21 protein-coding genes are annotated in these 23,633 nt (G+C 65.2%); 18 read left to right on the top strand and 3 right to left on the bottom strand.

The genetic code is table 11. From position 1 onward, the window contains the following. Window positions 1-153 precede the first annotated feature (153 nt). From leuS to DIE03_RS27260, 7 genes are all read left to right on the top strand, one after another. Window positions 154-2,748, top strand: coding sequence for a leucine--tRNA ligase (gene leuS, locus DIE03_RS27230; protein ID WP_124455379.1), 2,595 nt, complete (start codon window positions 154-156; stop codon window positions 2,746-2,748). A 38-nt stretch (window positions 2,749-2,786) separates the two neighbouring features. Beyond that, window positions 2,787-3,338, top strand: a complete 552-nt coding sequence (gene lptE, locus DIE03_RS27235; RefSeq protein ID WP_124455380.1) for an LPS assembly lipoprotein LptE — start codon at window positions 2,787-2,789, stop codon at window positions 3,336-3,338. Between the two features lie 18 nt (window positions 3,339-3,356). Then, window positions 3,357-4,451: a DNA polymerase III subunit delta gene (holA, locus tag DIE03_RS27240; protein ID WP_124455381.1), complete on the top strand. Its 1,095-nt coding sequence runs from the start codon at window positions 3,357-3,359 to the stop codon at window positions 4,449-4,451. 167 nt (window positions 4,452-4,618) lie between these two features. Further along, the gene (locus DIE03_RS27245) at window positions 4,619-5,890 is read left to right on the top strand and encodes a glutamate-5-semialdehyde dehydrogenase (RefSeq protein WP_124455382.1); all 1,272 of its coding nucleotides are present in this window, start codon (window positions 4,619-4,621) and stop codon (window positions 5,888-5,890) included. 21 nt (window positions 5,891-5,911) lie between these two features. Next, window positions 5,912-7,309, top strand: coding sequence for an AAA family ATPase (locus tag DIE03_RS27250; protein WP_124455383.1), 1,398 nt, complete (start codon window positions 5,912-5,914; stop codon window positions 7,307-7,309). Continuing rightward, window positions 7,306-7,935, top strand: coding sequence for a hypothetical protein (locus DIE03_RS27255; RefSeq protein WP_124455384.1), 630 nt, complete (start codon window positions 7,306-7,308; stop codon window positions 7,933-7,935). The genes DIE03_RS27250 and DIE03_RS27255 overlap by 4 nt, the downstream gene beginning before the upstream one ends. A gap of 3 nt (window positions 7,936-7,938) precedes the next feature. Then, complete coding sequence (locus DIE03_RS27260) at window positions 7,939-8,361, top strand: CopD family protein (protein ID WP_014898091.1); 423 nt, start codon at window positions 7,939-7,941, stop codon at window positions 8,359-8,361. 94 nt (window positions 8,362-8,455) lie between these two features. Here the strand turns inward: DIE03_RS27260 and DIE03_RS27265 are convergent, their stop codons facing one another. Continuing rightward, window positions 8,456-9,304 carry a MurR/RpiR family transcriptional regulator gene (locus DIE03_RS27265; RefSeq protein ID WP_059535300.1) on the bottom strand — a complete coding sequence of 283 codons (849 nt, stop codon included), beginning with the start codon at window positions 9,302-9,304 and terminating at the stop codon, window positions 8,456-8,458. 294 nt (window positions 9,305-9,598) lie between these two features. Here DIE03_RS27265 and edd point away from each other — a divergent pair, with 294 nt between their 5' ends. The 4 genes from edd (at window position 9,599) to DIE03_RS27290 (ending at window position 14,198) form a co-directional block, all read left to right on the top strand. Continuing rightward, the gene (gene edd / locus DIE03_RS27270; RefSeq protein ID WP_124455385.1) at window positions 9,599-11,455 is read left to right on the top strand and encodes a phosphogluconate dehydratase; all 1,857 of its coding nucleotides are present in this window, start codon (window positions 9,599-9,601) and stop codon (window positions 11,453-11,455) included. Between the two features lie 19 nt (window positions 11,456-11,474). After that, window positions 11,475-12,101 (top strand): bifunctional 4-hydroxy-2-oxoglutarate aldolase/2-dehydro-3-deoxy-phosphogluconate aldolase, encoded by a 627-nt coding sequence (eda, locus tag DIE03_RS27275; RefSeq protein ID WP_124455386.1) that lies wholly within the window; start codon window positions 11,475-11,477, stop codon window positions 12,099-12,101. Window positions 12,102-12,319: 218 nt separating this feature from the next. Continuing rightward, window positions 12,320-13,681, top strand: a complete 1,362-nt coding sequence (locus tag DIE03_RS27285) for a GntP family permease (protein ID WP_124455387.1) — start codon at window positions 12,320-12,322, stop codon at window positions 13,679-13,681. Between the two features lie 13 nt (window positions 13,682-13,694). Beyond that, window positions 13,695-14,198, top strand: a complete 504-nt coding sequence (locus tag DIE03_RS27290) for a gluconokinase (protein WP_124455388.1) — start codon at window positions 13,695-13,697, stop codon at window positions 14,196-14,198. Between the two features lie 73 nt (window positions 14,199-14,271). Here DIE03_RS27290 and DIE03_RS27295 read toward each other — a convergent pair whose 3' ends face one another. Next, window positions 14,272-14,919 (bottom strand): TetR/AcrR family transcriptional regulator, encoded by a 648-nt coding sequence (locus DIE03_RS27295; RefSeq protein WP_124455389.1) that lies wholly within the window; start codon window positions 14,917-14,919, stop codon window positions 14,272-14,274. Between the two features lie 277 nt (window positions 14,920-15,196). On the opposite strand from DIE03_RS27295, the gene DIE03_RS27300 reads away from it, so the two are divergent. Then, window positions 15,197-16,618 (top strand): FAD-binding oxidoreductase, encoded by a 1,422-nt coding sequence (locus DIE03_RS27300; RefSeq protein WP_124455390.1) that lies wholly within the window; start codon window positions 15,197-15,199, stop codon window positions 16,616-16,618. A gap of 76 nt (window positions 16,619-16,694) precedes the next feature. On the opposite strand, the gene purB is transcribed toward DIE03_RS27300, so the two are convergent. Beyond that, window positions 16,695-18,083, bottom strand: coding sequence for an adenylosuccinate lyase (purB, locus tag DIE03_RS27305; RefSeq protein ID WP_124455391.1), 1,389 nt, complete (start codon window positions 18,081-18,083; stop codon window positions 16,695-16,697). 251 nt (window positions 18,084-18,334) lie between these two features. Here purB and DIE03_RS27310 point away from each other — a divergent pair, with 251 nt between their 5' ends. From DIE03_RS27310 to DIE03_RS27335, 6 genes are all read left to right on the top strand, one after another. Beyond that, window positions 18,335-19,288 carry a LysR substrate-binding domain-containing protein gene (locus DIE03_RS27310; protein WP_124455392.1) on the top strand — a complete coding sequence of 318 codons (954 nt, stop codon included), beginning with the start codon at window positions 18,335-18,337 and terminating at the stop codon, window positions 19,286-19,288. Window positions 19,289-19,570: 282 nt separating this feature from the next. Beyond that, entirely contained in the window at window positions 19,571-20,857 is a 1,287-nt protein-coding gene (locus DIE03_RS27315; RefSeq protein WP_124455393.1) for a Glu/Leu/Phe/Val dehydrogenase, read from the top strand. 233 nt (window positions 20,858-21,090) lie between these two features. After that, window positions 21,091-21,984: a glutamate/aspartate ABC transporter substrate-binding protein gene (locus tag DIE03_RS27320; RefSeq protein WP_185658228.1), complete on the top strand. Its 894-nt coding sequence runs from the start codon at window positions 21,091-21,093 to the stop codon at window positions 21,982-21,984. An 84-nt stretch (window positions 21,985-22,068) separates the two neighbouring features. Beyond that, window positions 22,069-22,809 carry an amino acid ABC transporter permease gene (locus DIE03_RS27325; RefSeq protein WP_027788374.1) on the top strand — a complete coding sequence of 247 codons (741 nt, stop codon included), beginning with the start codon at window positions 22,069-22,071 and terminating at the stop codon, window positions 22,807-22,809. Further along, window positions 22,809-23,486 carry a glutamate/aspartate ABC transporter permease GltK gene (gene gltK, locus DIE03_RS27330; RefSeq protein WP_006483854.1) on the top strand — a complete coding sequence of 226 codons (678 nt, stop codon included), beginning with the start codon at window positions 22,809-22,811 and terminating at the stop codon, window positions 23,484-23,486. Before DIE03_RS27325 ends, gltK begins: the two co-directional genes overlap by 1 nt. Continuing rightward, window positions 23,483-23,633: ATP-binding cassette domain-containing protein (locus DIE03_RS27335; RefSeq protein WP_124455395.1), on the top strand; the 151-nt coding region annotated here is incomplete at its 3' end. The genes gltK and DIE03_RS27335, both read left to right, overlap by 4 nt.

Below are 23,633 nucleotides of genomic sequence, written 5' to 3' on the forward strand. Positions count from 1 at the left end.
GAGACCGGCCGTGCGGGCCGGCGCGGGCGGTATAATCGACGTTTTTCCCGGCCCGGAAGCAGCCCGCCTGTTCCTGCGCCGGGCAAGCACGCCTTTCGATCCACTTCTGCGCGCGAGCCGTCGCGCCGCTTAAAGCCTAGCCCGAACCACACCATGCACGAAAGATACGTACCCGCCGACGTCGAAGCCGCCGCCCAGGGCGACTGGCGCGCAGCCGATGCCTACAAGACGCAGGAAGATTCGCAGAAGCCGAAGTTCTACTGCGTGTCGATGCTGCCGTACCCGTCCGGCAAGCTGCACATGGGTCACGTGCGGAACTACACGATCAACGACGTGATGTACCGCTATCTGCGGATGAACGGCTACAACACGCTGATGCCGATGGGCTGGGACGCGTTCGGGATGCCGGCCGAAAACGCCGCGATGGCGAACGGCGTGCCGCCCGCGAAGTGGACCTACGACAACATCGACTACATGAAGGGCCAGATGCAGTCGATGGGCCTCGCGATCGACTGGTCGCGCGAGATCGCGACGTGCAAGCCCGACTACTACAAGTGGAACCAGTGGCTGTTCCTGAAGATGCTCGAGAAGGGCATCGCGTACAAGAAGACGGGCACCGTGAACTGGGACCCGGTCGACCAGACCGTGCTCGCGAACGAGCAGGTGATCGACGGCCGCGGCTGGCGCTCGGGCGCGCTCGTCGAAAAGCGCGAGATCCCGATGTACTACCTGCGGATCACGCAGTACGCCGATGAGCTGCTGAACGACCTCGACGGCCTCGGCTGGCCCGAGCGCGTGAAGATCATGCAGCAGAACTGGATCGGCAAGAGCTTCGGCGTGAACTTCGGCTTCCCGTACGAACTCGACGGCGAGCAGGCGCTGCTGCGCGTGTTCACGACGCGCGCCGACACGATCATGGGCGTCACGTTCTGCGCGATCGCGGCCGAGCACCCGCTCGCCACGCGCCTCGCGCAGGGCAAGCCGGAACTGCAGGCGTTCATCGACGAATGCAAGCGCGGCGGCGTCGCCGAAGCCGACGTCGCGACGATGGAGAAGAAGGGCGTCGCGACGGGCTTCTCGGTCAAGCACCCGCTCACCGGCGAGCCGGTCGAGGTGTGGATCGGCAACTACGTGCTGATGAGCTATGGCGAAGGCGCGGTGATGGGCGTGCCGGGCCACGACGAGCGCGATTTCGCGTTCGCGAAGAAGTACGGCCTGCCGATCAAGCAGGTGATCTCGGCCGAAGGCCAGGCGTACTCGCTCGACGCATGGCAGGAGTGGTACGGCGACAAGGAAACCGCGGTCTGCGTGAACAGCGGCAAGTACGACGGCCTGCGCTACGCGGAAGCGGTCGATGCGGTCGCGGCCGACCTGAACGCCGGCGGCTTCGGCGACAAGCAGGTCACGTGGCGCCTGCGCGACTGGGGCGTATCGCGCCAGCGCTACTGGGGCACGCCGATCCCGATCATCCACTGCCCGTCGTGCGGCGACGTGCCGGTGCCGGAGCAGGACCTGCCGGTCGTGCTGCCGGAAGACCTCGTGCCGGACGGCTCGGGCAACCCGCTCGCGAAGTCGGAAGCGTTCCTGAACTGTTCGTGCCCGAAGTGCGGCGCGGCCGCGAAGCGCGAAACCGACACGATGGACACGTTCGTCGATTCGTCGTGGTACTTCTCGCGCTACACGGCGCCGGACGCCGACACGATGGTCGACGCGCGCACCGATTACTGGATGCCGATGGACCAGTACATCGGCGGCATCGAGCACGCGATCCTGCACCTGCTGTATTCGCGCTTCTGGACCAAGGTGATGCGCGACCTCGGCCTCGTGAAGTTCGGCGAGCCGGCGAAGAACCTGCTCACGCAGGGGATGGTGCTGAACGAGACGTTCTACCGCGAAGACGCATCGGGCAAGAAGACCTGGTACAACCCGGCCGACGTGACGGTCACGCACGACGACAAGGGCCGCCCGGTCGGCGCGACGCTGAACGCGGACGGCGAGCCGGTCGTGCTCGGCGGCATCGAGAAGATGTCGAAGTCGAAGAACAACGGGGTCGATCCGCAGGTGCTGATCGACCTGTACGGCGCCGATACCGCGCGCCTGTTCGTGATGTTCGCCGCACCGCCCGAGCAGCAGCTCGAGTGGTCGGGCTCGGGCGTCGAAGGCGCGAGCCGCTTCCTGCGCCGCGTGTGGAGCTTCGGCTACGGCAACCGCGAAGCGCTCGCCGCCCGTGCGGGCTTCGATGCAGCCGCGCTCGGCGAAGCCGACAAGGCGCTGCGCCGCGAGATCTACAGCGTGCTGAAGCAGGCCGATTTCGACTACCAGCGCCTGCAGTACAACACGGTCGTGTCGGCCACGATGAAGATGCTGAACGCGATCGACGGCGCGAAGGGCGCGACGCCCGGCGTGCTGCGCGAAGCGTACGGCGTGCTGCTGCGCGTGCTGTACCCGGTCGTGCCGCACGTCACGTTCGAGCTGTGGAAGGCACTCGGCTATGCGGACGAATTCGGTCCGCTGCTCGACGCGCCGTGGCCGAAGGTCGACGAGGCCGCGCTCGAGCAGGCCGAGATCGAACTCGTGCTGCAGGTGAACGGCAAGGTGCGCGGCGCGCTGAAGGTCGCGAAGGACGCGAGCCGCGAGGCGATCGAAGCCGCGGCAGTGGCCGACGAGGCATTCGCGAAGTTCAGCGACGGCAAGCCGGCGAAGAAGATCGTCGTCGTGCCGGGCCGCCTCGTGAACATCGTCGTCTGACGGCCGCCGGCCATCGGACGTACCCAGAAGGAGCGAAGGTGATCCGCAGATCGTTTTTGATGCTCGTCGGCAGCGCGGTCGCACTGTCGGCATGCGGCTTCCAGTTGCGCGGCCAGCAGGACTACGCGTTCAAGCACCTGCTGGTGGCCGGCGCGCCGGCGCCCGTCGAGGCGCGCCTCGTGCGCCTCATCGAGGCCGGCAGCGACACGAAGATCGTCAAGTCGGCGGACGACGCCGACGCCGTGCTGCGCATGTGGGAGTCGCGTGGCCAGAACACGCTGACGCTCAACAAGTACGGCTCGGCGCAGGAATACGCACTGTTCTATACGCTGAACTACACGCTGACGAGCAAGGACGGCACCGTGCTGATCCCGCCGAGCGCGATCGCGCTGAACCGCGCGATGACGTACAGCGACCAGTACACGAACGCGAAGGCGCAGGAAGCCGACATCCTGTACGGCGACATGCAGAACGATGCGGTCGACCAGCTGATGCGGCGTCTCGCGATCGTCCACTCGCTGACGCCGGCGCCGGAGGACGTGGTGCCGGGCGTGGCGCCGCGCGCGCCGCTGCCGCCGCCGCCGCTCTGATCGACGGCGCACGTAGCGATGCAATTGCGACTTGATGCGCTGGAGCCGCACCTCGCGAAGGGGTTGGCCGGGCTCTATACCGTCTTCGGCGACGAGCCGCTGCTCGCGCAGGAAGCGTGCGACCGCATTCGTGCGGCCGCGCGCGCGGCCGGCTTCACCGAGCGTTCGGTGCATACGGTCGAGCGCGGCTTCGACTGGAGCGTGCTGCTCGGCGCGACCCAGGCGATGTCGCTGTTCGGCGAGCGTCAGCTGATCGAGCTGCGCATTCCGTCGGGCAAGCCCGGCAAGGAGGGCGCCGATGCGCTGAAGACGCTCGCGGCCACGCCCAATCCCGACGCGCTGATGCTCGTCACGTTGCCGCGTCTCGATGCGGCCACGCAGAAATCCGCGTGGTTTACCGCGCTGCAGAACGGCGGCGTCGCGCTGAAGATCGATCCGGTCGACCGCGCGCAACTGCCGAACTGGATCGGCCAGCGTCTCGCGATGCAGGGCCAGCGTGCCGCACCCGGCGACGACGGGCGGCGTGCGCTGCAGTTCATCGCCGAGCGCGTCGAGGGCAACCTGCTCGCCGCGCACCAGGAAATCCAGAAGCTCGGGCTGCTGTATCCGCAAGGCGCGCTGTCGTTCGAGCAGGTGCACGACGCGGTGCTGAACGTCGCGCGCTACGACGTCTTCAAGCTGAACGAAGCGATGCTCGCCGGCGACGCCGCGCGGCTCGCGCGGATGATCGACGGGCTGAAGGGCGAGGGCGAGGCGATCGTGCTCGTGATGTGGGCCGTCGTCGAGGAATTGCGCACGTTGCTGCGGATCAAGCGCGGCGCGACGGCCGGCAAGCCGCTGGCGACGCTGCTGCGCGAGAACCGCGTGTGGGGGCCGCGCGAGCGGCTGATCGGCCCCGCGCTGAACCGCGTGTCGGAAGGCGTGCTCGAGAAGGCGCTCGCGTTCGCCGCGAAGCTCGACCGGCAGGTCAAGGGGCTCACGGCCGTCGCGCCGGGCCGCCGCACGCAGGACGAACCACCGCCCGATCCGTGGGACGGGCTGTTCCAGCTCGCGATGACGGTCGCGGGCGCGCGCGGCGAGCGACCGCCGACCGCGGGTCGTGTGCGACGCTAAGTCCCGTCAGGGCCTCCAGCGCGCGCTGCGCAACCCGCTTACAATGTTTTGATTGCTGGCGCGGCCTCCCGGCCGCTGCTTCGCCGGATGGCCGTCCCGCCGATGGCCATGCCACGCTTCCCCACGAATTCATGCCGCCCCGCGCGGCTCGCTTCTCGAGTCACACGATGGATATCGATCAGTACATGACCGACCTGGGCCGTCGCGCCCGGCACGCTTCCCGCGCGATGGCGCGCGCCAGCACGGCCGCGAAGAACGCGGCGCTCGACGCGGTGGCCCGCGCGATCGAACGCGACGCGCAGGTGCTGAAGGACGCAAACGCGCGTGACGTCGCCCGCGCCCGTGAAAAGGGGCTCGATGCAGCGTTCGTCGACCGCCTGACGCTGTCGGACAAGGCGCTGAAGACGATGGTCGAAGGGCTGCGCCAGGTCGCGTCGCTGGCCGATCCGATCGGCGAGATCGGCAACCTCAAGTACCGCCCGAGCGGGATCCAGGTCGGCCAGATGCGCGTGCCGCTCGGCGTGATCGGCATCATCTACGAATCGCGCCCGAACGTGACGATCGACGCGGCCGCGCTGTGCCTGAAGTCGGGCAACGCGACGATCCTGCGCGGCGGCTCCGAAGCGCTCGAATCGAATGCGGCGCTCGCGAAGCTGATCGGCGAAGGGCTCGAGGCGGCCGGGCTGCCGCAGGACGCGGTGCAGGTCGTCGCGACGGCCGATCGCGCGGCGGTCGGCAAGCTGATCACGATGACCGAATACGTCGACGTGATCGTGCCGCGCGGCGGCAAGAGCCTGATCGAGCGCCTGATCAACGAGGCACGCGTGCCGATGATCAAGCACCTCGACGGCATCTGCCACGTGTACGTCGACGATCGCGCCGATCTCGCCAAGGCGCTGACCGTCTGCGACAACGCGAAGACGCATCGCTACGGCACCTGCAACACGATGGAGACGCTGCTCGTGTCGAGCGGCATCGCGGCCGCGCTGCTGCCGCCGCTCGGCAAGCTGTATCGCGACAAGCAGGTCGAGCTGCGCGTCGACGCGGCTGCGCGCGCGGTGCTCGCCGATGCGGGCGTCGGCCCGCTCGTCGACGCGACCGAGGAAGACTGGCACACCGAATATCTCGCGCCGGTGCTCGCGATCAAGGTCGTCGACGGCCTCGACGTCGCGATCGAGCACATCAACCATTACGGCTCGCATCACACCGATGCGATCGTCACCGAGGATCACGACCGCGCGATGCGTTTCCTGCGCGAAGTCGATTCGGCGAGCGTGATGGTCAACGCGTCGACGCGCTTCGCGGACGGCTTCGAATTCGGCCTCGGCGCGGAAATCGGCATCTCGAACGACAAGCTGCACGCACGCGGCCCCGTCGGCCTGGAAGGGCTGACGTCGCTGAAGTATGTCGTGCTCGGGCACGGCGAAGGCCGTCAATAAAGCACTTTCTAAGGATCTGGGATGCTTACTAAGTTGCGAGTCAAAGGATTTAAGAGCCTCAACGATATAACCGTTAACTTTGGTCCGTTCACTTGCGTTGCAGGGGTCAACGGGGCTGGGAAATCCAATCTTTTTGATGCGATAGTTTTTCTGCGTGATTTGGCTGATATGCCAATAATAGCCGCGGCGAATCGTGTTAGAGATAGGGATGGAAAGCGCTTTGGGTCGGTAGGCTCAATTTTTACGCGCTACAAGGATGGTAGTGCGAGCCAAATGGAGTTGGAGGCGGAATTTTTAGTTCCAAATGCTGTGGTTGACGATTTCGGACGCCATGGGGCACCTCGCGTAACGCACCTGCGATATCGGATCGTTCTCGGGTACGTGCTGGATGAGACATCGGGAAGCGAGCGTATTTTTTTGCTCGATGAATCGCTTAAATATATTCCGAAGCGTGATTTCAGACGCGGTCTTTTCCCTCACTCGGATGCGTTCTGGGATACGGTTAAGGGGGGAACTAAGACGTCGGATTTCATATCGACGGACAGAGATGGTGAAGATGAACGTGTAATTGTAAACATTCACCAGGATTCCGGTAGTGGACGCCCGGAGCGGATTCCAGCTTTTGGTATGGAAAGAACGGCGTTGAGTGGAATTAATACGATTGATCGGCCAACCGCGTTGGCGGCTCGACGCGAAATGCGTTCGTGGGCACTTTTGCAACTTGAGCCGTCAGCTTTGCGTCGACCCGACGATTTCTCAACGCCGTCAGATATTCACGTCGCCCCGTCCGGCGCCCACATGCCGGCTACGCTTAAATCGCTGGATAAGGACGCAGAGGTCGCTAATCGACTTTCCGAACTGCTTCCAGACGTGGCAGAACTTTCCGTTGAGGTGGATGATAAGCGGGAATTGAAAACTCTCTATCTCACCAATAGAGACGGAATTCAGTACCCCGCGAAAGCGTTGTCGGATGGTACGCTCAGATTTTTGGCGCTAGCAATTATTCATGCGGATCCACGGGCGGGTGGTTTGATATGTCTGGAAGAACCGGAAAACGGAATTCATCCGTCGAGAGTGAGGGCGATGACGAGTTTGCTTAGAGATATGGCGGTTGATCCAAATAGTGCGATAGGTGAATATAATCCGCTTCGGCAGGTGATTATTAATACTCACTCTCCTTTGGTTGTTCAGGAGTTGTTGGCGGATGATCTTGTTGTTTGCCAACAGTATAGGTATAAGGGGGCTACTTTTAGCACGTTTGGATTTTTGGCAAAAACTTGGCGTGCTGATATGTCGAGTGAGAAACCAACATCATTAAGCACTTTGTTGGCGTATCTCAATGCGGATGAGGCCGGAGTAGAGCGAGGATCGGCAACGGTTGGGACGCTGTTGCGGGAGCAGTTGGAACTCTTTCATTGATCGAGGGGATCGTGCAATTTGTTCGTTACACGCTCCTCGCAGACGGGAGCTCTGATTCGGCACTACTGCCAATTATCCAATGGGTAATTGAGCAAAATTTTCCCAGTCTTGCGACGATGCCAGAATTTGCGCGAAATGGAATTCCGGCTCCTTCCGAGGGGCTCCGGAGGCGAGTTGATGCAGCATTAGGGCTCTATGCCTGTGACGTTCTCTTCGTGCATCGAGATGCTGAACGAGATGATCCTGATGATCGACGAACGGAACTCACCGACGAGTTGGGCGATCTTGAGACAGCGTGGATACCCGTTATTCCTGTCCGTATGACGGAGGCTTGGTTACTGGGTGATGAGCCGGCGATTAGGAAGGCGGCAGAGAATCCAAATGGGAGAGTCCAACTCGCGATTCCTCCTCGAGCCAAATGGGAAGCACTTCCAGACCCGAAGAGAGAGTTATTCCGGCTGCTTCATTTGGCAGCAGACCGGCCAGCGAGGCGCGCGATTAACGAAGGGCAATGTCGCAGCCGAGTTGCGGCCCTTACTGCCGATTTTTCGCATCTACGTGCGCTTCGGTCATTTCAAGTATTTGAGGCGGATGTTACTCGTGTATTCGGCGCATTTGAGGATTGAACAATGGCAATGCTCTGGGTCAAGACGTTCCATATCGTTCTGATCGCCGCGTGGTTCGCGGGGCTCTTCTACCTGCCGCGCATCTACGTGAACCTGGCCATGGAGACCGATCCGGCCGCGGTACGGCGCCTGCTGCTGATGGCGCGCAAGCTGTTCCGCTTCATGACGATGATCGCGGTGCCGGCGCTCGCCTGCGGGCTGTGGCTCTGGCTCGTGATCGGCATCGGGCAGGGGCAGGGCTGGATCCATGCGAAGGTGACGGTCGTGCTGCTGCTCGTCATCTACCACGCGTACTGCGGGCACCTGCTGCGCGTGTTCGAGCGCGGCGAGAACCGCCGCACCGACAAGTGGTATCGCGTGTTCAACGAGCTGCCGGTGCTCGGCATGCTCGTGGCCGTCGCGCTGGTCGTGATCAAGCCGTTCTGAACGGCGCGGCCGGCGAATACGTCGCCGTCGAATCATGCACAACGGCGCCCCTCGGGGCGCCGTTGTTACGTTTACGCGCGGCGTCCCGCGACGGCTATTCCTTCGTCGGATCGTCGATCCGGCGGCGCGTGATCGCTTCCTTCGCACGGCCGACCCGTTCCATCAGCGCGGGGCCGCGCGACAGCGCGACGCCGACCGCGAGGATGTCGCCGATCGCGAGATGCGACATCCGCGACGTCATCGGCGAGAACACGTCCGTTTCCTCGGCAACGTTCGACGCAAGGCTCACGGTTGCGAGCTTCGCGAGCGGCGAATGGCTCTGCGTGATCGCGACGACTTTCGCGCCGCATGCGAGCGCGGAGCGTGCGGCGTCGACGATGTCGCGCGTGCGGCCGGTGTTCGAGATCGCGACGACGACGTCGTGCGGCCCGAGCAGCGCCGACGACATCGAGAAGGTGTGCGGATCCGAGTACGCGACGCTCGGCACGCCGAGCCGGAAGAACTTGTGCTGGATGTCCTGCGCGGCGATGCCCGAGCCGCCGGCGCCGTAGAACTCGATCCGCGACGCGTTCGACAGCAGCGCGATCGCCTCGGCGACGCTGCCGGCAGACAGGCTGTTGCGCACTTCGATCAGTGCGCCGATCGTGCGGTCGAACACCTTGCCGATGATGCCGGGCGCCGGTTCGTCGGGCTCGACGTCGCGGTAGACCGACGACACGCCCGGCGCGACGCTCTGCGCGAGCCGGATCTTGAATTCGCGAAAGCCGCTGCAGCCGAGCGCCTGGCAGAAGCGTGCGATGGTCGGCTGGCTGACGCCCGCGCGCGTCGACAGCTCGGTCATCGCGAGGTCGAGCACCTCGCGCGGCGCGGCGAGGATGTAGTCGGCGAGCTTGCGCTCGGAGGGGCGCAGGTCGGCGCGGATCGCTTCAATGCGAGGCAGCATGGGACGGCATGTGGAAATCGGGTTCGGATGAGCGAGTGTATCGCAATCGAATTGTAGAAAATCTACAAGAAAATACTAGCGCCATCGTCGCGCTTTCGATGTGGTTGCGACACGCGTAATTAGGGTTTTCACTAGTTAATGCCTTGCTGGTAGCGGGAATGAGGGTTGCGTGTCGTTCGATCCACATTGCGTGCTTGTAGTTTTTCTACTAGACTGGCTTCGTTCGATCGACGAAGCTCGACCGTCCCCACGATTCCAACCGCCGGTGTCGGCCGGCATACAGGAGCGCCCAGCATGACGTCGCTGCACCCCACTCTGGCGAAGGTCACCGAACGCGTGATCGCCCGCAGCCAATCGACCCGTTCCGCCTATCTGCAGCGCATCGACGGCGCGCAGGGCAAGTTCCCGGCACGCGGCGCGCTGTCGTGTGCGAACCTCGCGCACGGCTTCGCGGGCCTCGAAGGCAACGACAAGTTCTCGATCAAGGCGATCCGCGAGCCGAACATCGGCATCGTGTCCTCGTATAACGAGATGCTGTCCGCGCATGCGCCGTACAAGGATTTCCCCGAGATCATCAAGGCCGCCGCGCGCGAGAACGGCGGCGTCGCCCAGTTCGCGGGCGGCGTGCCGGCGATGTGCGACGGCGTCACGCAGGGCAACCCGGGGATGGAGCTGTCGCTGTTCTCGCGCGAAGCGATCGCGATGGGCACGGCGATCGCGCTCACGCACAACATGTTCGACGCGGCGCTCTGCCTCGGCATCTGCGACAAGATCGTGCCGGGCCTCCTGATCGGCGCGCTGCAGTTCGGCCACCTGCCGACGATCTTCGTGCCGGCCGGCCCGATGACGAGCGGCCTGTCGAACGACGACAAGGCGAAGATCCGCCAGCAGTTCGCGACCGGCCAGGTCGGCCGCGACGCGCTGCTCGAAGCCGAATCGGCCGCGTATCACGGCCACGGCACCTGCACGTTCTACGGCACCGCGAACAGCAACCAGATGCTGATGGAGCTGATGGGGCTGCACCTGCCGGGCTCGGCATTCGTTCATCCGCACACGCCGCTGCGCACCGCGCTGACGGCCGAGGCCGCGCGCCGCGTGCTCGACCTGACCGTCGAGCGCGGCCACTACACGCCGATCGGCCATGTGATCGACGAGAAGGCGATCGTCAACGGAATCGTCGCGCTGCTCGCGACGGGCGGCTCGACCAACCACACGCTGCACCTCGTCGCGATCGCCCGCGCGGCCGGCATCCTGATCGACTGGAACGACTTCGACGAGCTGTCGGCCGTCGTGCCGCTGCTCGCGAAGATCTACCCGAACGGCAAGGCCGACGTGAACCATTTCCACGCGGCGGGCGGCGTCGCGTTCCTGGTACGCAACCTGCTGGAAGGCGGGCTGCTGCACGAGGACGTGACGACGGTCGCCGGCAAGGGGCTCGCGCACTACACGAAGGAGCCGAAGCTGATCGACGGCAAGCTGACGTGGGTCGACGGCGCGGCCGAGAGCCACGACACGAAGGTGCTGCGCGGCATTCGCGACCCGTTCCAGCCGGACGGCGGCCTGCGCCTGATGCAGGGCCGGCTCGGCCGCGGCGTGATCAAGATCTCGGCGGTCGCGCCCGAGCACCGCAAGGTGACGGCGCCGGCGATCGTGTTCGACTCGCAGGAAGCCGTGCAGGAAGCGTTCGATCGTGGCGAGCTGAAGCGCGATTTCGTCGCGGTCGTGCGCTTCCAGGGCGCGCGTGCGAACGGGATGCCCGAGCTGCACCGTTTGACGCCGCTGCTCGGCGTGCTGCAGGATCAGGGCTTCCATGTCGCGCTGGTTACCGACGGCCGCATGTCGGGCGCGTCGGGCAAGGTGCCGGCCGTGATCCACGTATCGCCGGAAGCGCTGCTGGCCGGCCCGCTCGGCAAGGTGAAGACGGGCGATACGCTCGTGATCGACGCGGAAGCCGGCGTGCTCGACATCGAGGTCGACGACGCCGAGTGGCGTGCGCGCCCGGTCGCGCAGCCGCAGCACCAGGCCGAGAACGAGGTCGGGTTCGGGCGCGAACTGTTCGGCGTGTTCCGCGCGGCCGCAGCGCCGGCCGAGCAGGGCGCATCGGTTTTCGGGACGCTGGTCGGCGAAACGGCCGCCCACGTCGCCGCATGAATTTCAAGGAGCCAATTCAATGAAGACGATTGCTGAAATCGTGAAGCTGGGCCCGGTCATTCCGGTGCTCGCGTTCGACTCGGTCGAGCAGGGTGAAAACGTGTCGCGCGCGTTGCACGCGGGCGGCGTGAAGGTGCTCGAGATCACGCTGCGCACGCCGGCCGGCCTGGAGGCGATCCAGCGCGCGAGCCAGCTCGCGGACGACATCGTCGTCGGCGTCGGCACGATCACGAAGCCCGAGCACTGCGCGCAGGCGAAGCGCGCGGGCGCCACGTTCGGCGTGTCGCCGGGCCTGACGAAGGAACTGCACCTCGCGGCGCTCGACGCGGGCCTGCCGCTGCTGCCGGGCGTGATGACGCCGAGCGACATCATCCAGGCACTCGAATTCGGCTACGAAATCGTGAAGTTCTTCCCCGCGCAGCAGGCGGGCGGCGTGCCGATGCTGCAGGCGTTCCACGGCCCGTTCCCGGCGCTGAAGTTCTGCCCGACCGGCGGCATCACGGTCGACACCGCGCCGAATTTCCTGAAACTGCCGAACGTCGTGTGCGTCGGCGGCTCGTGGCTCACGCCGAAGGCCGCGCTCGCCGCGCAGGACTGGGCCGAAGTCACGCGCCTCGCGCAAGCCGCGAGCCAGTTGCCCCGTTAATACTTGTATGAAATGAAGAATCGACCCTCGGGAACAAGCGTTAGTGCTTGTTTTTCCGAGGGTTTTTGCTGATGGAACCGGTTCTATCCGCAGGCCGCAAAGATAAGTAAAATTCAGCGTCCTGACGGGGTGGGTACCCCCCGTGTTTCGGAGACCTGCATAGCCGGGCATACTCGCTACAACTCGCCCGGTTCGAACAATTCTAGGAGGAGTGCCACATGGGGGCTGTCCAAGGCAGCATGCTGCTCGTATTCACGCTGATCGCGATTGCCGCGCTGATCCTGATGATCGCGCGCTTCAAGATCTACCCGTTCCTGGTGCTGATCATCGTGTCGCTCGGCCTCGGTCTCGTCGTCGGCATGCCGATGGACAAGATCGTCAAGTCGTTCGAGACGGGCACCGGCGGCACGCTCGGCCACATCGCGATCGTCGTCGGCCTCGGCACGATGCTCGGCAAGATGATGGCCGAATCGGGCGGCGCCGAACGGATCGCGACCACGCTGATCGACTGGTTCGGTGAAAAGAACATCCACTGGGCGATGATGTTCGTCGCGATCATCGTCGGCCTGCCGGTGTTCTTCGAAGTCGGCTTCGTGCTGCTGATCCCGATCGCATTCAACGTCGCGAAGCGCACCGGCAAGTCGCTGCTCGTCGTCGGCCTGCCGATGGTGGCCGGCCTGTCCGTCGTGCACGGCCTGATCCCGCCGCACCCGGCCGCGCTGCTGGCCGTCCAGCAATACGGCGCCGATATCGGCAAGACGATCGCGTTCGGCCTGCTCGTCGGCGTGCCGACCGCGATCATCGCGGGCCCGCTGTTCGCGCTGACGATCTCGAAGTTCGTGAAGCTGCCGGAAAACAACCCGCTCGCCGCGCAGTTCGTCGATTCGCGTGCGGATGGCAGCAAGCGCGAACTGCCGAGCTTCGGCATCACGCTGTTCACGATCCTGCTGCCCGTCGTGCTGATGCTCGTCGGCAGCTGGGCCGACCTGGTGTTCACGCCGAAGTCGCTGCCGAACAACCTGCTGCGCTTCGCCGGCAACTCGGACGTCGCGCTGCTGATCGCCGTGCTCGTGAGCTTCTTCACGTTCGGCAAGCTGCAGGGTTTCAACCGCGACCAGATCCAGAAGTTCTGCAGCGAGTGCCTGGCGCCGATCGCCGGGATCACGCTGATCGTCGGCGCGGGCGGCGGCTTCGGCGGCGTCCTGCGCGACAGCGGGATCTCGCAGCAGATCGTCGAGACCGCGAAGCACGCGCACCTGTCGCCGCTGCTGCTCGGCTGGTTCGTCGCGGCGCTGATGCGTCTCGCGACGGGTTCGGCGACGGTCGCGATGACGACGGCCTGCGGCATCGTCGCGCCGATCGCGGCGGCGTCGGGCGCGGCGGTTCGGCCGGAGCTGCTGGTGCTCGCGACGGGCTCGGGCTCGCTGATCTTCTCGCACGTGAACGACGGCGGCTTCTGGCTGATCAAGGAATATTTCGGGATGACGGTCGGCCAGACGTTCAAGACCTGGTCGTTGCTCGAAACCATCATTTCAGTGCTTGGTCTGGGCTTTACGCTGCTGCTGAGCGTGGTTTTGTAACAAGGGGTAGTCAATGATTCTGATCGCAATGGGCGTGTCGGGCGCAGGCAAGTCGCTGATCGGCGAAATGCTGGCGGAACGCCTGTCGTGCAGCTATACCGATGGCGACGCGTTTCACAGCGCGGCGAACAAGGAGAAGATGCACAACGGCATTCCGCTGACCGACGACGACCGCTGGCCGTGGCTGCGCACGATCCGCGCGGCCATCGAGGAAAAGCAACGTGCCGGCGAAACGGCCGTGTTCACGTGCTCGTCGCTGAAGCGGTCGTACCGCGACGTGCTGCGCGGCACCGACACCGACGTGCGGTTCGTGTATCTGAAGGGTTCGTTCGAGGTGTTGCACGAGCGCCTGAAGAGCCGCACCGGCCATTTCTTCGACCCGTCGTTGCTGAAGAGCCAGCTCGACACGCTCGAGGAGCCGGGCCCGGACGAAGCGATCGAGGTCAGCATCGAGCTGACGCCCGAGCAGATCGTCGATCAGGTCATGCGGAAGATCGGCACCGCGCAGCAGCACTGAGCGCGGTTCGCGGCAATCGCCATGAAGAAGGCGCCCCTCGGGGCGCCTTTTTCGTTGGCGGGAACCCAGCCGGTCAGGCCGCGTGCGCGCGTTGCGCGATGCCGTCGAGCAGCACGTCGAGCATCGTGTCGTGCACGGCCGCCGGGTCGAGCTGCGCATAGAGCGGCGCGGCCGATCGGACGAGCGGATGCTCGGTGTCGGACAGTGCGTTCATCTCCGCGAGCTCGACGTCGTTCGCGGCACGCGTGAGGCCGCCGGCTTCGGCGGCGGCCAGGCCGATCACGCTTGCATACCAGCCGACGCACACCGACGGCAGCGCCGCGCGCGGGATGCCGGCGTCGGTCAGCGCGCGATGCACGGCCTCGATATGCGCTAGATCGGCCGGCCCGGTACTCATGTGCCGTTGCAGCAGAGCGAACGCGGCAGGGTAGCGCAGCGCGAGTGCGCGGTACTGGCGCGCGAGGTCGCGCAGCCGCTCGCGCCACGGCAGTGAAGGATCGACCGGCACGAGCGAGCGCGACAGCGCGTTCGCGATCGCGCGGCTCAGGCCGTCCTTCGACTTGAAGTGGTACAGCACGCTCATCGGGTCGCAGCCGACCGACTGCGCGAGCTTGCGCACGCTGAACGCGGCTTCGCCGACGTCTTCGAGCAGCGCGAGCGCGGCCGCGACGATCGCGTCCTTGTCGAGGCCGCGCGGGCCCTGGGCAGGTTTGTCTTTCATCGAGGCGGGCCGGCATGCCGGCGCGGCGCCGGCTGTAAACTTGACGAAAGCTTATTCTACACTGTAGAATTATTTCTGCGGTGTAGAAATTGGGTGTCCCGGCACCTTTCAATGCGTGCTTTCGCACGGTCCGGGATCCAGGCAGACACGAGCGTGCCTGCCGTCAACACGGGCCATCGCGCCCTTTATCTCGTTGACACCCAAGTGGAACCGGCTGCCCCACCCGCGAAGCCTCACGGCTCTTCGACAGGCGGCCCAAGACCATGCAAGTGCAATCATGACTTCCAACAACAAACCCCTGATCCAGGGCGAATCGCGTTTCGAACCCACGCAACTGAATATCGAGCAGGACAACTGGAACTGGTGCGACCCGGCCCGCTACGACGGCGAGCGTCCGGCCAACTGGTACGAGGCGTCGCTGTCGCGCCACGCGAACGGCGCGCCGCTTGCGCACGACGCCGTGTGCGACGTGCTCGTGATCGGTGCGGGGCTGCTCGGCGCATCGGCCGCGCTGCATCTCGCAGAAGCGGGCGTCGACACGATCCTCGTCGACAAGCATCACGTCGGCTCGGCTGCGTCCGGCCGCAACGGCGGGCAACTGACGCCCGGCCTCGCGCGCTGGGAAGCGGCCGACATGATCGACCACCTGTCGCATGACGACGCGAAGCGGCTGTGGCGTTTCGCATCGGCCGAATCGATGGACCTGATCGATGCGATCGGCGCGCGCTACGCGCTCGAGCTCGACCGCAAGCGCGGCCACGTCACGGCGGCCGTTCACCCGGGCCACATGAGCGCGCTGCTCGACGGCGCGGATGCGCGCCGCCATCTCGGCGACGCGGGCGTGACGCTCGTCGGCCGCCATCAGCTCCACGACGAATACGTGCGCTCGGGGCTGTACCATGGCGCGGCGATCGACGCGCTCGGCGGGCAGATCCATCCGCTCGCGCTGGTGCGCGGCCTCGTGCACGGCTTCCGGCTGAACGGCGGCGCGCTGTTCGAGGGCACCGAGGTGCTCGAACTCGACGAGACGCCGGCGGGCGTCGTCGCGACGACGCCGGGCGGCACGATCACCGCGCGCAAGGGCGTCGTGCTGGCGCTGCACAACACGACGTTCCGGCTGCTCGACGACGGCACGGCGACCACGGTGCCGTTCTTCACGTACGTGAGCGTGACGGCGCCGCTCGACGTCGATGTCGCGACGCTGATGCCGGCCGGCATGCCCGTGTACGACACGCAGTTCCAGATCGACTACTACCGGCCGGTGCGCGGCAACCGGCTGCTGTTCGGCGGGCAGGGTACCGGCAGCTGCTGGGCGCAGTCCGACGTCAATGCGTACCTGCTGACGCGGCTGAACACGGTGTTTCCGCAGGCCGATGGCAGCTTCGCGCTCGACTACTGCTGGAGCGGCGTCAGCGATTTCACGCTGAACGGCGCCACCGACAGCCGCAAGACCGACGGCCGCGTGCCGATGTACATGGTGCAGGGCTGGAGCGGCCACGGCGTCGCGCAGACGGTGCGGATCGGCAAGGCGATCTGCGACGATTTCGTCGGTCGCAACGACGATTTCTCGATGCTCACGGGCATCGATCACCGCGCGATTCCGCTCGGCCGGCAGTTGTCGCCGATCGCGATTCCCGCCGCGAAGGCCGCGATGAGCGTGATGAGCGCGCTCAACCCGGGCCGGATGATTTCGTTCTGACCGGCTGAGGCAGGCAACAAAAAGCCCGATGCGATCGCTCGCATCGGGCTTTTTTTACGTGCAGGGACGGCGGTGCTTACGCGATCCGCTTCGCGAGTTCGACGGCCTTGCCGATGTACGACGCGGGCGTCATCGCGAGCAGGAGATCCTTCGCGTCCTGCGGGATCGCGAGCGTGCCGACGAATTCCTGCAGCGCTTCGCGCGTGATGCCCTTGCCGCGCGTCAGTTCCTTCAGCTGCTCGTACGGGTTCTCGATGCCGTAGCGGCGCATCACCGTCTGCACCGGCTCGGCCAGCACTTCCCAGCAGTTGTCGAGATCTTCGTTCAGGCGCTGCGGGTTCACTTCGAGCTTGTCGAGGCCGCGGATCAGCGAATCGTACGCGAGCAGCGAGTAGCCGAGCGCGACGCCCATGTTGCGCAGCACCGTCGAGTCGGTCAGGTCGCGCTGCCAGCGCGACACCGGCAGCTTGTCGGCGAGGTGGCGCAGCGTCGCATTCGCGAGGCCGAGGTTGCCTTCCGAGTTCTCGAAGTCGATCGGATTGACCTTGTGCGGCATCGTCGACGAGCCGATTTCGCCGGCCTTCGTCTTCTGCTTGAAGTAGCCGACCGAGATGTAGCCCCACACGTCGCGGTCGAGGTCGAGCAGGATCGTGTTCGCGCGTGCGACGGCGTCGAACAGCTCGGCCATGTAGTCGTGCGGCTCGATCTGGATCGTGTACGGGTTGAACGTGAGCTTCAGGCGGTTTTCGATCACGTCGCGCGAGAACGCTTCCCAGTCGAATTCCGGATACGCGGACAGGTGCGCGTTGAAGTTGCCGACCGCGCCGTTCATCTTGCCGAGGATCTCGACCTTCTCGATGCGCGTGATCGCACGGGCGAGACGCGCGGCGACGTTCGCGAGTTCCTTGCCGAGCGTCGTCGGGCTGGCCGGCTGGCCGTGCGTGCGCGACAGCATCGGCTGCTCGGCGTGCGCGTGCGCGAGCGCGACGAGGCGCTGGTAGACCGTGCGCAGCGCCGGCAGGATCACGTGTTCGCGCGCGCCGGCGAGCATCATCCCGTGCGACGTGTTGTTGATGTCCTCGGACGTGCACGCGAAGTGGATGAATTCGCTGGCCTTCTCGAGTTCGGCCTGGCCCTTCACCGATTCCTTCAGCCAGTATTCGACGGCCTTCACGTCGTGGTTCGTCACGCGCTCGATTTCCTTGATGCGGGCGGCATCGTGCGCGGTGAAGCGCTCGGCGAGCTGCAGCAGGAACTGCTCGGACGCATCGGAGAAGCGCGGGACTTCCGCGAAGCCGGCGCGCGACAGCGCGATCAGCCAGTGCACCTCGACGGTGACGCGGTGGCGCATGAAGGCGGCTTCGGAGAGCCAGTCGCGCAGCGCTTCGGTCTTGCTGGCGTAGCGGCCGTCGATGGGCGAGAGCGCGGTGAGGGCGAAAAGCGTATCGGGACGAGTGTCGGACATGATCGGGCGGGCCTTGGGGCCGGGTCGAGCGAGGGGGGAGAATCCGGCATTTTACCATTGGCGCGCGGCGATCCCGACCGAACCGGTCCGGCCGTGGCCGCCACGGGCGAGCGAGGCTCGGGCGGCGCGCGAATGGCGTGCCGGCGCTCGCCCGCGCAGGCGCGCCGGGCCGTGCGCGACGCCGCCCGCCGGGCCCGCCCGCCGGTAGAATGCAGGCTTCTTCCCGACCGCCGCCCGCCGCGCCCGCCTGCATGGAACTGAAATGGCTCGAAGACTTCGTCTCGCTCGCGGAAACGCGCAGCTTTAGCCGCTCCGCCGAACTGCGGCACGTGTCGCAGCCGGCGTTTTCGCGGCGGATCCAGGCGCTGGAAGCATGGCTCGCGACCGAACTGATCGACCGTTCGGTCTATCCGACGCGGCTCACGCAGGCCGGCCAGATCTTCTACGAGCAGGCGCTGACGATGCTGTCGCAGGCGCACGAGGCGCGCACGCTGCTGCGCGGCCACGTCGGCGCGCCGGTGCCGACGATCGAGTTCGCGGTGCCGCACACGCTGTCGCTCACATATTTCCCGCGCTGGCTGCAGCGGATCGAGGCGAAGATGGGCCAGGTCCACACGCGGCTGCGCGCGCTGAACGTGCACGACGCGGTGCTGTCGCTCGTCGAGGGCGGCTGCGATCTCGTGATGGGCTACCACCACCCGAGCCACCCCGTCGCGCTCGACCCGGCGCGCTACGACATGCTGATCCTCGGCAGCGAGCCGATCAGCCCGTTCTCGGCGCCCGGCCGCGCGGGCCGGCCGCGCTATACGCTGCCCGGCGCGGCCGATGCGCGCGTGCCGTACCTGTCGTATACGCCGAACGCGTATCTCGGCCGGATGACCGAAGTCATCATCGCGAACGCGCCGACGCGGCTGTTCCTCGATCGCGTCTACGAAACCGACATGGCCGAAGGGCTGAAGGCGATGGCGCTCGCGGGCCACGGCGTCGCGTTCCTGCCGCACAGCGCGGTCGAGGATGCGGTCGCGGGCGGCCGCCTGATCCGGCTCGACCGCTCGGTGCGCGGCGGCGCGCATCCGTTCACGCTGACAATGGAAATCCGGCTGTACTGCGACAAGCTCGCGCTGCAGGGCGACGATCCGCGCCAGAAGCTCGTGCGTGCGCTGTGGGACGTCGTGCGCGACGAGCTGCGCGACACCACGCATTAACCGCCGGCGGTTAATTTTCCGCGGCCGGTCGTGCGCGGCCGGCTGACGGCGCGCTTGCGGCGCCTGTCGGACGGCTGTCCGGTGGGCGGCCCGCGCGCATTCCATTCGATTTTTCGCCGACGCGATGCACGGCCGATCGCGGGCGTTCTTGCGCAAATCGACCGCAGATTTGCGAAAAATCGCGATCATGCAAGAAACGCATAATCGAATAAGCAAACGGCATTGGATAAAAAAAACGGGTTTTTCGACAATGTGCGCACTTCGTTGAACGTTGGAGCATCCATGTCTTCGCAACAGCAGTCCATCCCGTCCTACCTGCACGCCGACGATCTCGGCCCGTGGGGCAACTACCTCCAGCAGGTCGATCGCGTCGCGCCGTACCTCGGTTCGCTGTCGCGCTGGCTCGAAACGCTGAAGCGTCCGAAGCGCATCCTGATCGTCGACTGCCCCATCGAGCTCGACAACGGTACCGTCGCGCACTTCGAAGGCTATCGCGTGCAGCACAACGTGTCGCGCGGCCCGGGCAAGGGCGGCGTACGCTACCACCAGGACGTGACGCTGTCGGAAGTGATGGCGCTGTCGGCATGGATGTCCGTGAAGAACGCAGCAGTGAACGTGCCGTACGGCGGCGCGAAGGGCGGCATCCGCGTCGACCCGCGCAAGCTGTCGCGTGGTGAGCTCGAGCGCGTCACGCGCCGCTACACCAGCGAAATCGGCATCATCATCGGCCCGAACACCGACATTCCGGCACCGGACGTCAACACCAACGAACAGGTGATGGCGTGGATGATGGACACGTACTCGATGAACCAGGGCCAGACGTCGACCGGCGTCGTGACCGGCAAGCCGATCGCGCTCGGCGGTTCGCTCGGCCGCAAGGAAGCAACGGGCCGCGGCGTGTTCGTCGTCGGCTCCGAAGCGGCGAAGAAGAAGGGACTGGAAATCGAAGGCGCGCGCATCGCGGTGCAAGGCTTCGGCAACGTCGGCGGCATCGCGGCGAAGCTGTTCCAGGAAGCCGGTGCGAAGGTGATCGCGGTGCAGGATCACACGGGCACGATCTACCAGCCGGGCGGCCTCGATTCGAACAAGCTGCTCGACCACGTCGCCCGCACGGGCGGTGTCGCGGGCTTCGAAGGCGCGGAGCCGATGCCGAACGACGAGTTCTGGACGGTCGAGACCGACATCCTGATCCCGGCGGCACTGGAAAACCAGATCACCGAGAAGAACGCGGCGAAGATCCGCACGAAGATCATCGTCGAAGGCGCGAACGGCCCGACGACGACGGCGGCGGACGACATCCTGAGCGCGAACGGCGTGCTCGTGATCCCCGACGTGATCGCGAACGCGGGTGGCGTGACCGTGTCGTACTTCGAGTGGGTGCAGGATTTCTCGAGCTTCTTCTGGACGGAAGACGAGATCAACCACCGTCTCGAGCGCGTGATGCGCGAAGCGTTCGCCGGCGTGTGGGCGGTCGCGGAAGAGCACAAGGTGACGGTGCGTACGGCGGCGTTCATCGTCGCGTGCAAGCGCATCCTGATGGCGCGCGAAATGCGCGGCCTCTACCCCTAACCGGGCGTCCCTGATCATCGACGATGATCAATTCATGACGCAATCCATCCGATTGCGGAAATGAACCCTCGCGGGCGGTGCCGGATCCGGCATCGCCCGCGCGCGCATTCGGGGTGCCGGAAGCCGGGAGGACGGCTTCGTACAGGGCGATTCGTAGTGCGGTAAACAACCAGTACTTTCAAAAATATTACTTTGATACACTGGCGCGGGTTTTAGCCAAGGAGATGACCAAAATGAAATACCACAAGGCAGTCCTGATGGTCGCGGCGCTCTGCGCGTTCGCAAGCGGCGCGCATGCTCAGGAGACGGGCACGCTGAAGAAGATCAAGGACACGGGCGTGATCGCGCTGGGCCACCGCGAATCGTCGATTCCGTTCTCCTACTATGACCAGAACCAGCAGGTGGTCGGCTATTCGCGCGAGTTCCAGCTGAAGGTGGTCGACGCGGTGAAGAAGAAGCTGAGCCTGCCGAACCTGCAGGTGAAGAACATCCCCGTCACGTCGCAGAACCGCATCCCGCTGGTGCAGAACGGCACGGTCGACATCGAGTGCGGCTCGACGACCAACAATCTCGAGCGCCAGCAGCAGGCTGCATTCTCCGACACGATCTTCGTGATCGGCACGCGCCTGATGACGAAGAAGGATTCGGGCGTCAAGGATTTCGCCGACCTGAAGGGCAAGACGGTCGTGACGACTGCCGGCACGACGTCGGAGCGCCTGCTGCGCAAGATGAACAACGACAAGCAGCTCGGCATGAACATCATCAGCGCGAAGGATCACGGTGATTCCTTCAACACGCTGGAATCGGGCCGCGCGGTCGCGTTCATGATGGACGACGCGCTGCTCGCGGGCGAGCGCGCGAAGGCGAAGCAGCCGGGCGAATGGGTGATCGTCGGCACGCCGCAATCGGAAGAAGCCTACGGCTGCATGATGCGCAAGGGCGACGCCGACTTCAAGAAGGTCGTCGACGACGCGATCTCGCAAGTCGAGAAGTCGGGCGAAGCCGCGAAGATCTACGCGAAGTGGTTCGAGAACCCGATCCCGCCGAAGGGGCTGAACCTGAACTTCCCGCTGTCCGATTCGATGAAGAAGCTGTACGCGAACCCGAACGACAAGGCGCTCGACTGACCGAACGGCCGTTGATGCAGAAATGACGCTAATGAGACGGAAGGAGCCACGCTTCTTCCGTCTCTTTTTGCTGGAGTCTTGCCCATGTCTTACCACTGGAACTGGGGCATCTTCCTGAGCCCCGTGTCGACCGGCGAGCCGACGACTTATTTCGGATGGCTGATGTCCGGCTTCTGGGTGACGATCGAAGTGTCGCTCGTCGCCTGGGTCATCGCGCTGATCGTCGGATCGCTGTTCGGCGTGCTGCGCACGGTGCCGAACAAATGGCTGTCCGCGATCGGCACCGTGTACGTGTCGATCTTCCGGAACATTCCGCTGATCGTGCAGTTCTTCGTCTGGTATCTCGTGATACCCGAGCTGCTGCCCGCATCGATCGGCACGTGGATCAAGCAGTTGCCGCCGACCACGCAGTTCTTCACCGCGTCGATCATCTGTCTCGGGCTGTTCACGGGCGCGCGCGTGTGCGAACAGGTGCGCTCGGGGATCAACGCGCTGCCGAAGGGCCAGCGCGCGGCCGGCCTCGCGATGGGTTTCACGCAATGGCAGACGTATCGCTACGTGCTGCTGCCCGTCGCCTACCGGATCATCGTGCCGCCGCTCACGTCGGAATTCCTGAACATCTTCAAGAACTCCGCCGTCGCGTCGACGATCGGCCTGCTCGACCTGTCCGCGCAGGCGCGCCAGCTCGTCGACTACACCGCGCAGACCTATGAGTCGTTCATCGCGGTCACGCTCGCGTACGTGATCATCAACCTCGTCGTGATGGCGTTCATGCGCTGGATCGAAGGCCGCACGCGGCTGCCCGGCTATATCGGAGGCAAGTGATGCATCAGTTCGACTGGAGTAGTATTCCCGGCGCGCTGCCGACGCTGTGGTCGGGGGCGGTCGTCACGTTCAAGATCACGCTGATCGCGATCGTGGTCGGGATCGTCTGGGGCACGCTGCTGGCGCTGCTGCGGCTGTCGGGCGTCAAGCCGCTCGCGTGGTTCGCGAAGGCGTACGTGACGGTGTTCCGCTCGATCCCGCTCGTGATGGTGCTGCTGTGGTTCTTCCTGATCGTGCCGCAGGTGCTGCAGGGCGTGCTCGGGCTGTCGCCGACGATCGACATCCGCCTCGCGTCGGCGATGGTCGCGTTCTCGTTGTTCGAAGCCGCGTATTATTCCGAGATCATCCGCGCCGGCATCCAGGCGGTGCCGCGCGGGCAGGTGAACGCCGCGTTCGCGCTCGGCATGAACTACGCGCAGGCGATGCGCCTCGTGATCCTGCCGCAGGCGTTCCGCGCGATGGTGCCGCTGCTGCTCACGCAGGCGATCGTCCTGTTCCAGGATACGTCGCTCGTGTACGTGATCAGTCTCGCGGACTTCTTCCGCACGGCGGCCAACATCGGCGATCGCGACGGCACGACCGTCGAGATGGTCCTGTTCGCCGGCGCATGCTATTTCGTGATTTGCTCGTTGGCGTCTGCTCTCGTCAAGGGTCTCCAGAAAAAGGTCACAAGATGATTTCCATCAAGAACGTTTCGAAGTGGTACGGCCAGTTTCAGGTCCTCACCGACTGCACGACCGAGGTCAAGAAAGGCGAAGTGGTCGTCGTGTGCGGCCCGTCGGGCTCGGGCAAGTCGACGCTGATCAAGACCGTCAACGGCCTCG

The sequence above is a fragment of the Burkholderia sp. Bp8992 genome (genome assembly GCF_003853705.1).
GTDB lineage: Bacteria > Pseudomonadota > Gammaproteobacteria > Burkholderiales > Burkholderiaceae > Burkholderia.

What these genes read in the sequence shown, in the direction of transcription:
- leuS (WP_124455379.1), top strand. Translation starts at nt 154, where the DNA reads ATGCACGAAAGATACGTACCCGCCGACGTCGAAGCCGCCGCCCAGGGC.
- holA (WP_124455381.1), top strand. Translation starts at nt 3,357, where the DNA reads ATGCAATTGCGACTTGATGCGCTGGAGCCGCACCTCGCGAAGGGGTTG.
- DIE03_RS27245 (WP_124455382.1), top strand. Translation starts at nt 4,619, where the DNA reads ATGGATATCGATCAGTACATGACCGACCTGGGCCGTCGCGCCCGGCAC.
- DIE03_RS27250 (WP_124455383.1), top strand. Translation starts at nt 5,912, where the DNA reads ATGCTTACTAAGTTGCGAGTCAAAGGATTTAAGAGCCTCAACGATATA.
- DIE03_RS27260 (WP_014898091.1), top strand. Translation starts at nt 7,939, where the DNA reads ATGGCAATGCTCTGGGTCAAGACGTTCCATATCGTTCTGATCGCCGCG.
- DIE03_RS27265 (WP_059535300.1), bottom strand. Translation starts at nt 9,304, where the DNA reads ATGCTGCCTCGCATTGAAGCGATCCGCGCCGACCTGCGCCCCTCCGAG.
- edd (WP_124455385.1), top strand. Translation starts at nt 9,599, where the DNA reads ATGACGTCGCTGCACCCCACTCTGGCGAAGGTCACCGAACGCGTGATC.
- eda (WP_124455386.1), top strand. Translation starts at nt 11,475, where the DNA reads ATGAAGACGATTGCTGAAATCGTGAAGCTGGGCCCGGTCATTCCGGTG.
- DIE03_RS27285 (WP_124455387.1), top strand. Translation starts at nt 12,320, where the DNA reads ATGGGGGCTGTCCAAGGCAGCATGCTGCTCGTATTCACGCTGATCGCG.
- DIE03_RS27290 (WP_124455388.1), top strand. Translation starts at nt 13,695, where the DNA reads ATGATTCTGATCGCAATGGGCGTGTCGGGCGCAGGCAAGTCGCTGATC.
- DIE03_RS27295 (WP_124455389.1), bottom strand. Translation starts at nt 14,919, where the DNA reads ATGAAAGACAAACCTGCCCAGGGCCCGCGCGGCCTCGACAAGGACGCG.
- DIE03_RS27300 (WP_124455390.1), top strand. Translation starts at nt 15,197, where the DNA reads ATGACTTCCAACAACAAACCCCTGATCCAGGGCGAATCGCGTTTCGAA.
- purB (WP_124455391.1), bottom strand. Translation starts at nt 18,083, where the DNA reads ATGTCCGACACTCGTCCCGATACGCTTTTCGCCCTCACCGCGCTCTCG.
- DIE03_RS27310 (WP_124455392.1), top strand. Translation starts at nt 18,335, where the DNA reads ATGGAACTGAAATGGCTCGAAGACTTCGTCTCGCTCGCGGAAACGCGC.
- DIE03_RS27315 (WP_124455393.1), top strand. Translation starts at nt 19,571, where the DNA reads ATGTCTTCGCAACAGCAGTCCATCCCGTCCTACCTGCACGCCGACGAT.
- DIE03_RS27320 (WP_185658228.1), top strand. Translation starts at nt 21,091, where the DNA reads ATGAAATACCACAAGGCAGTCCTGATGGTCGCGGCGCTCTGCGCGTTC.
- DIE03_RS27325 (WP_027788374.1), top strand. Translation starts at nt 22,069, where the DNA reads ATGTCTTACCACTGGAACTGGGGCATCTTCCTGAGCCCCGTGTCGACC.
- gltK (WP_006483854.1), top strand. Translation starts at nt 22,809, where the DNA reads ATGCATCAGTTCGACTGGAGTAGTATTCCCGGCGCGCTGCCGACGCTG.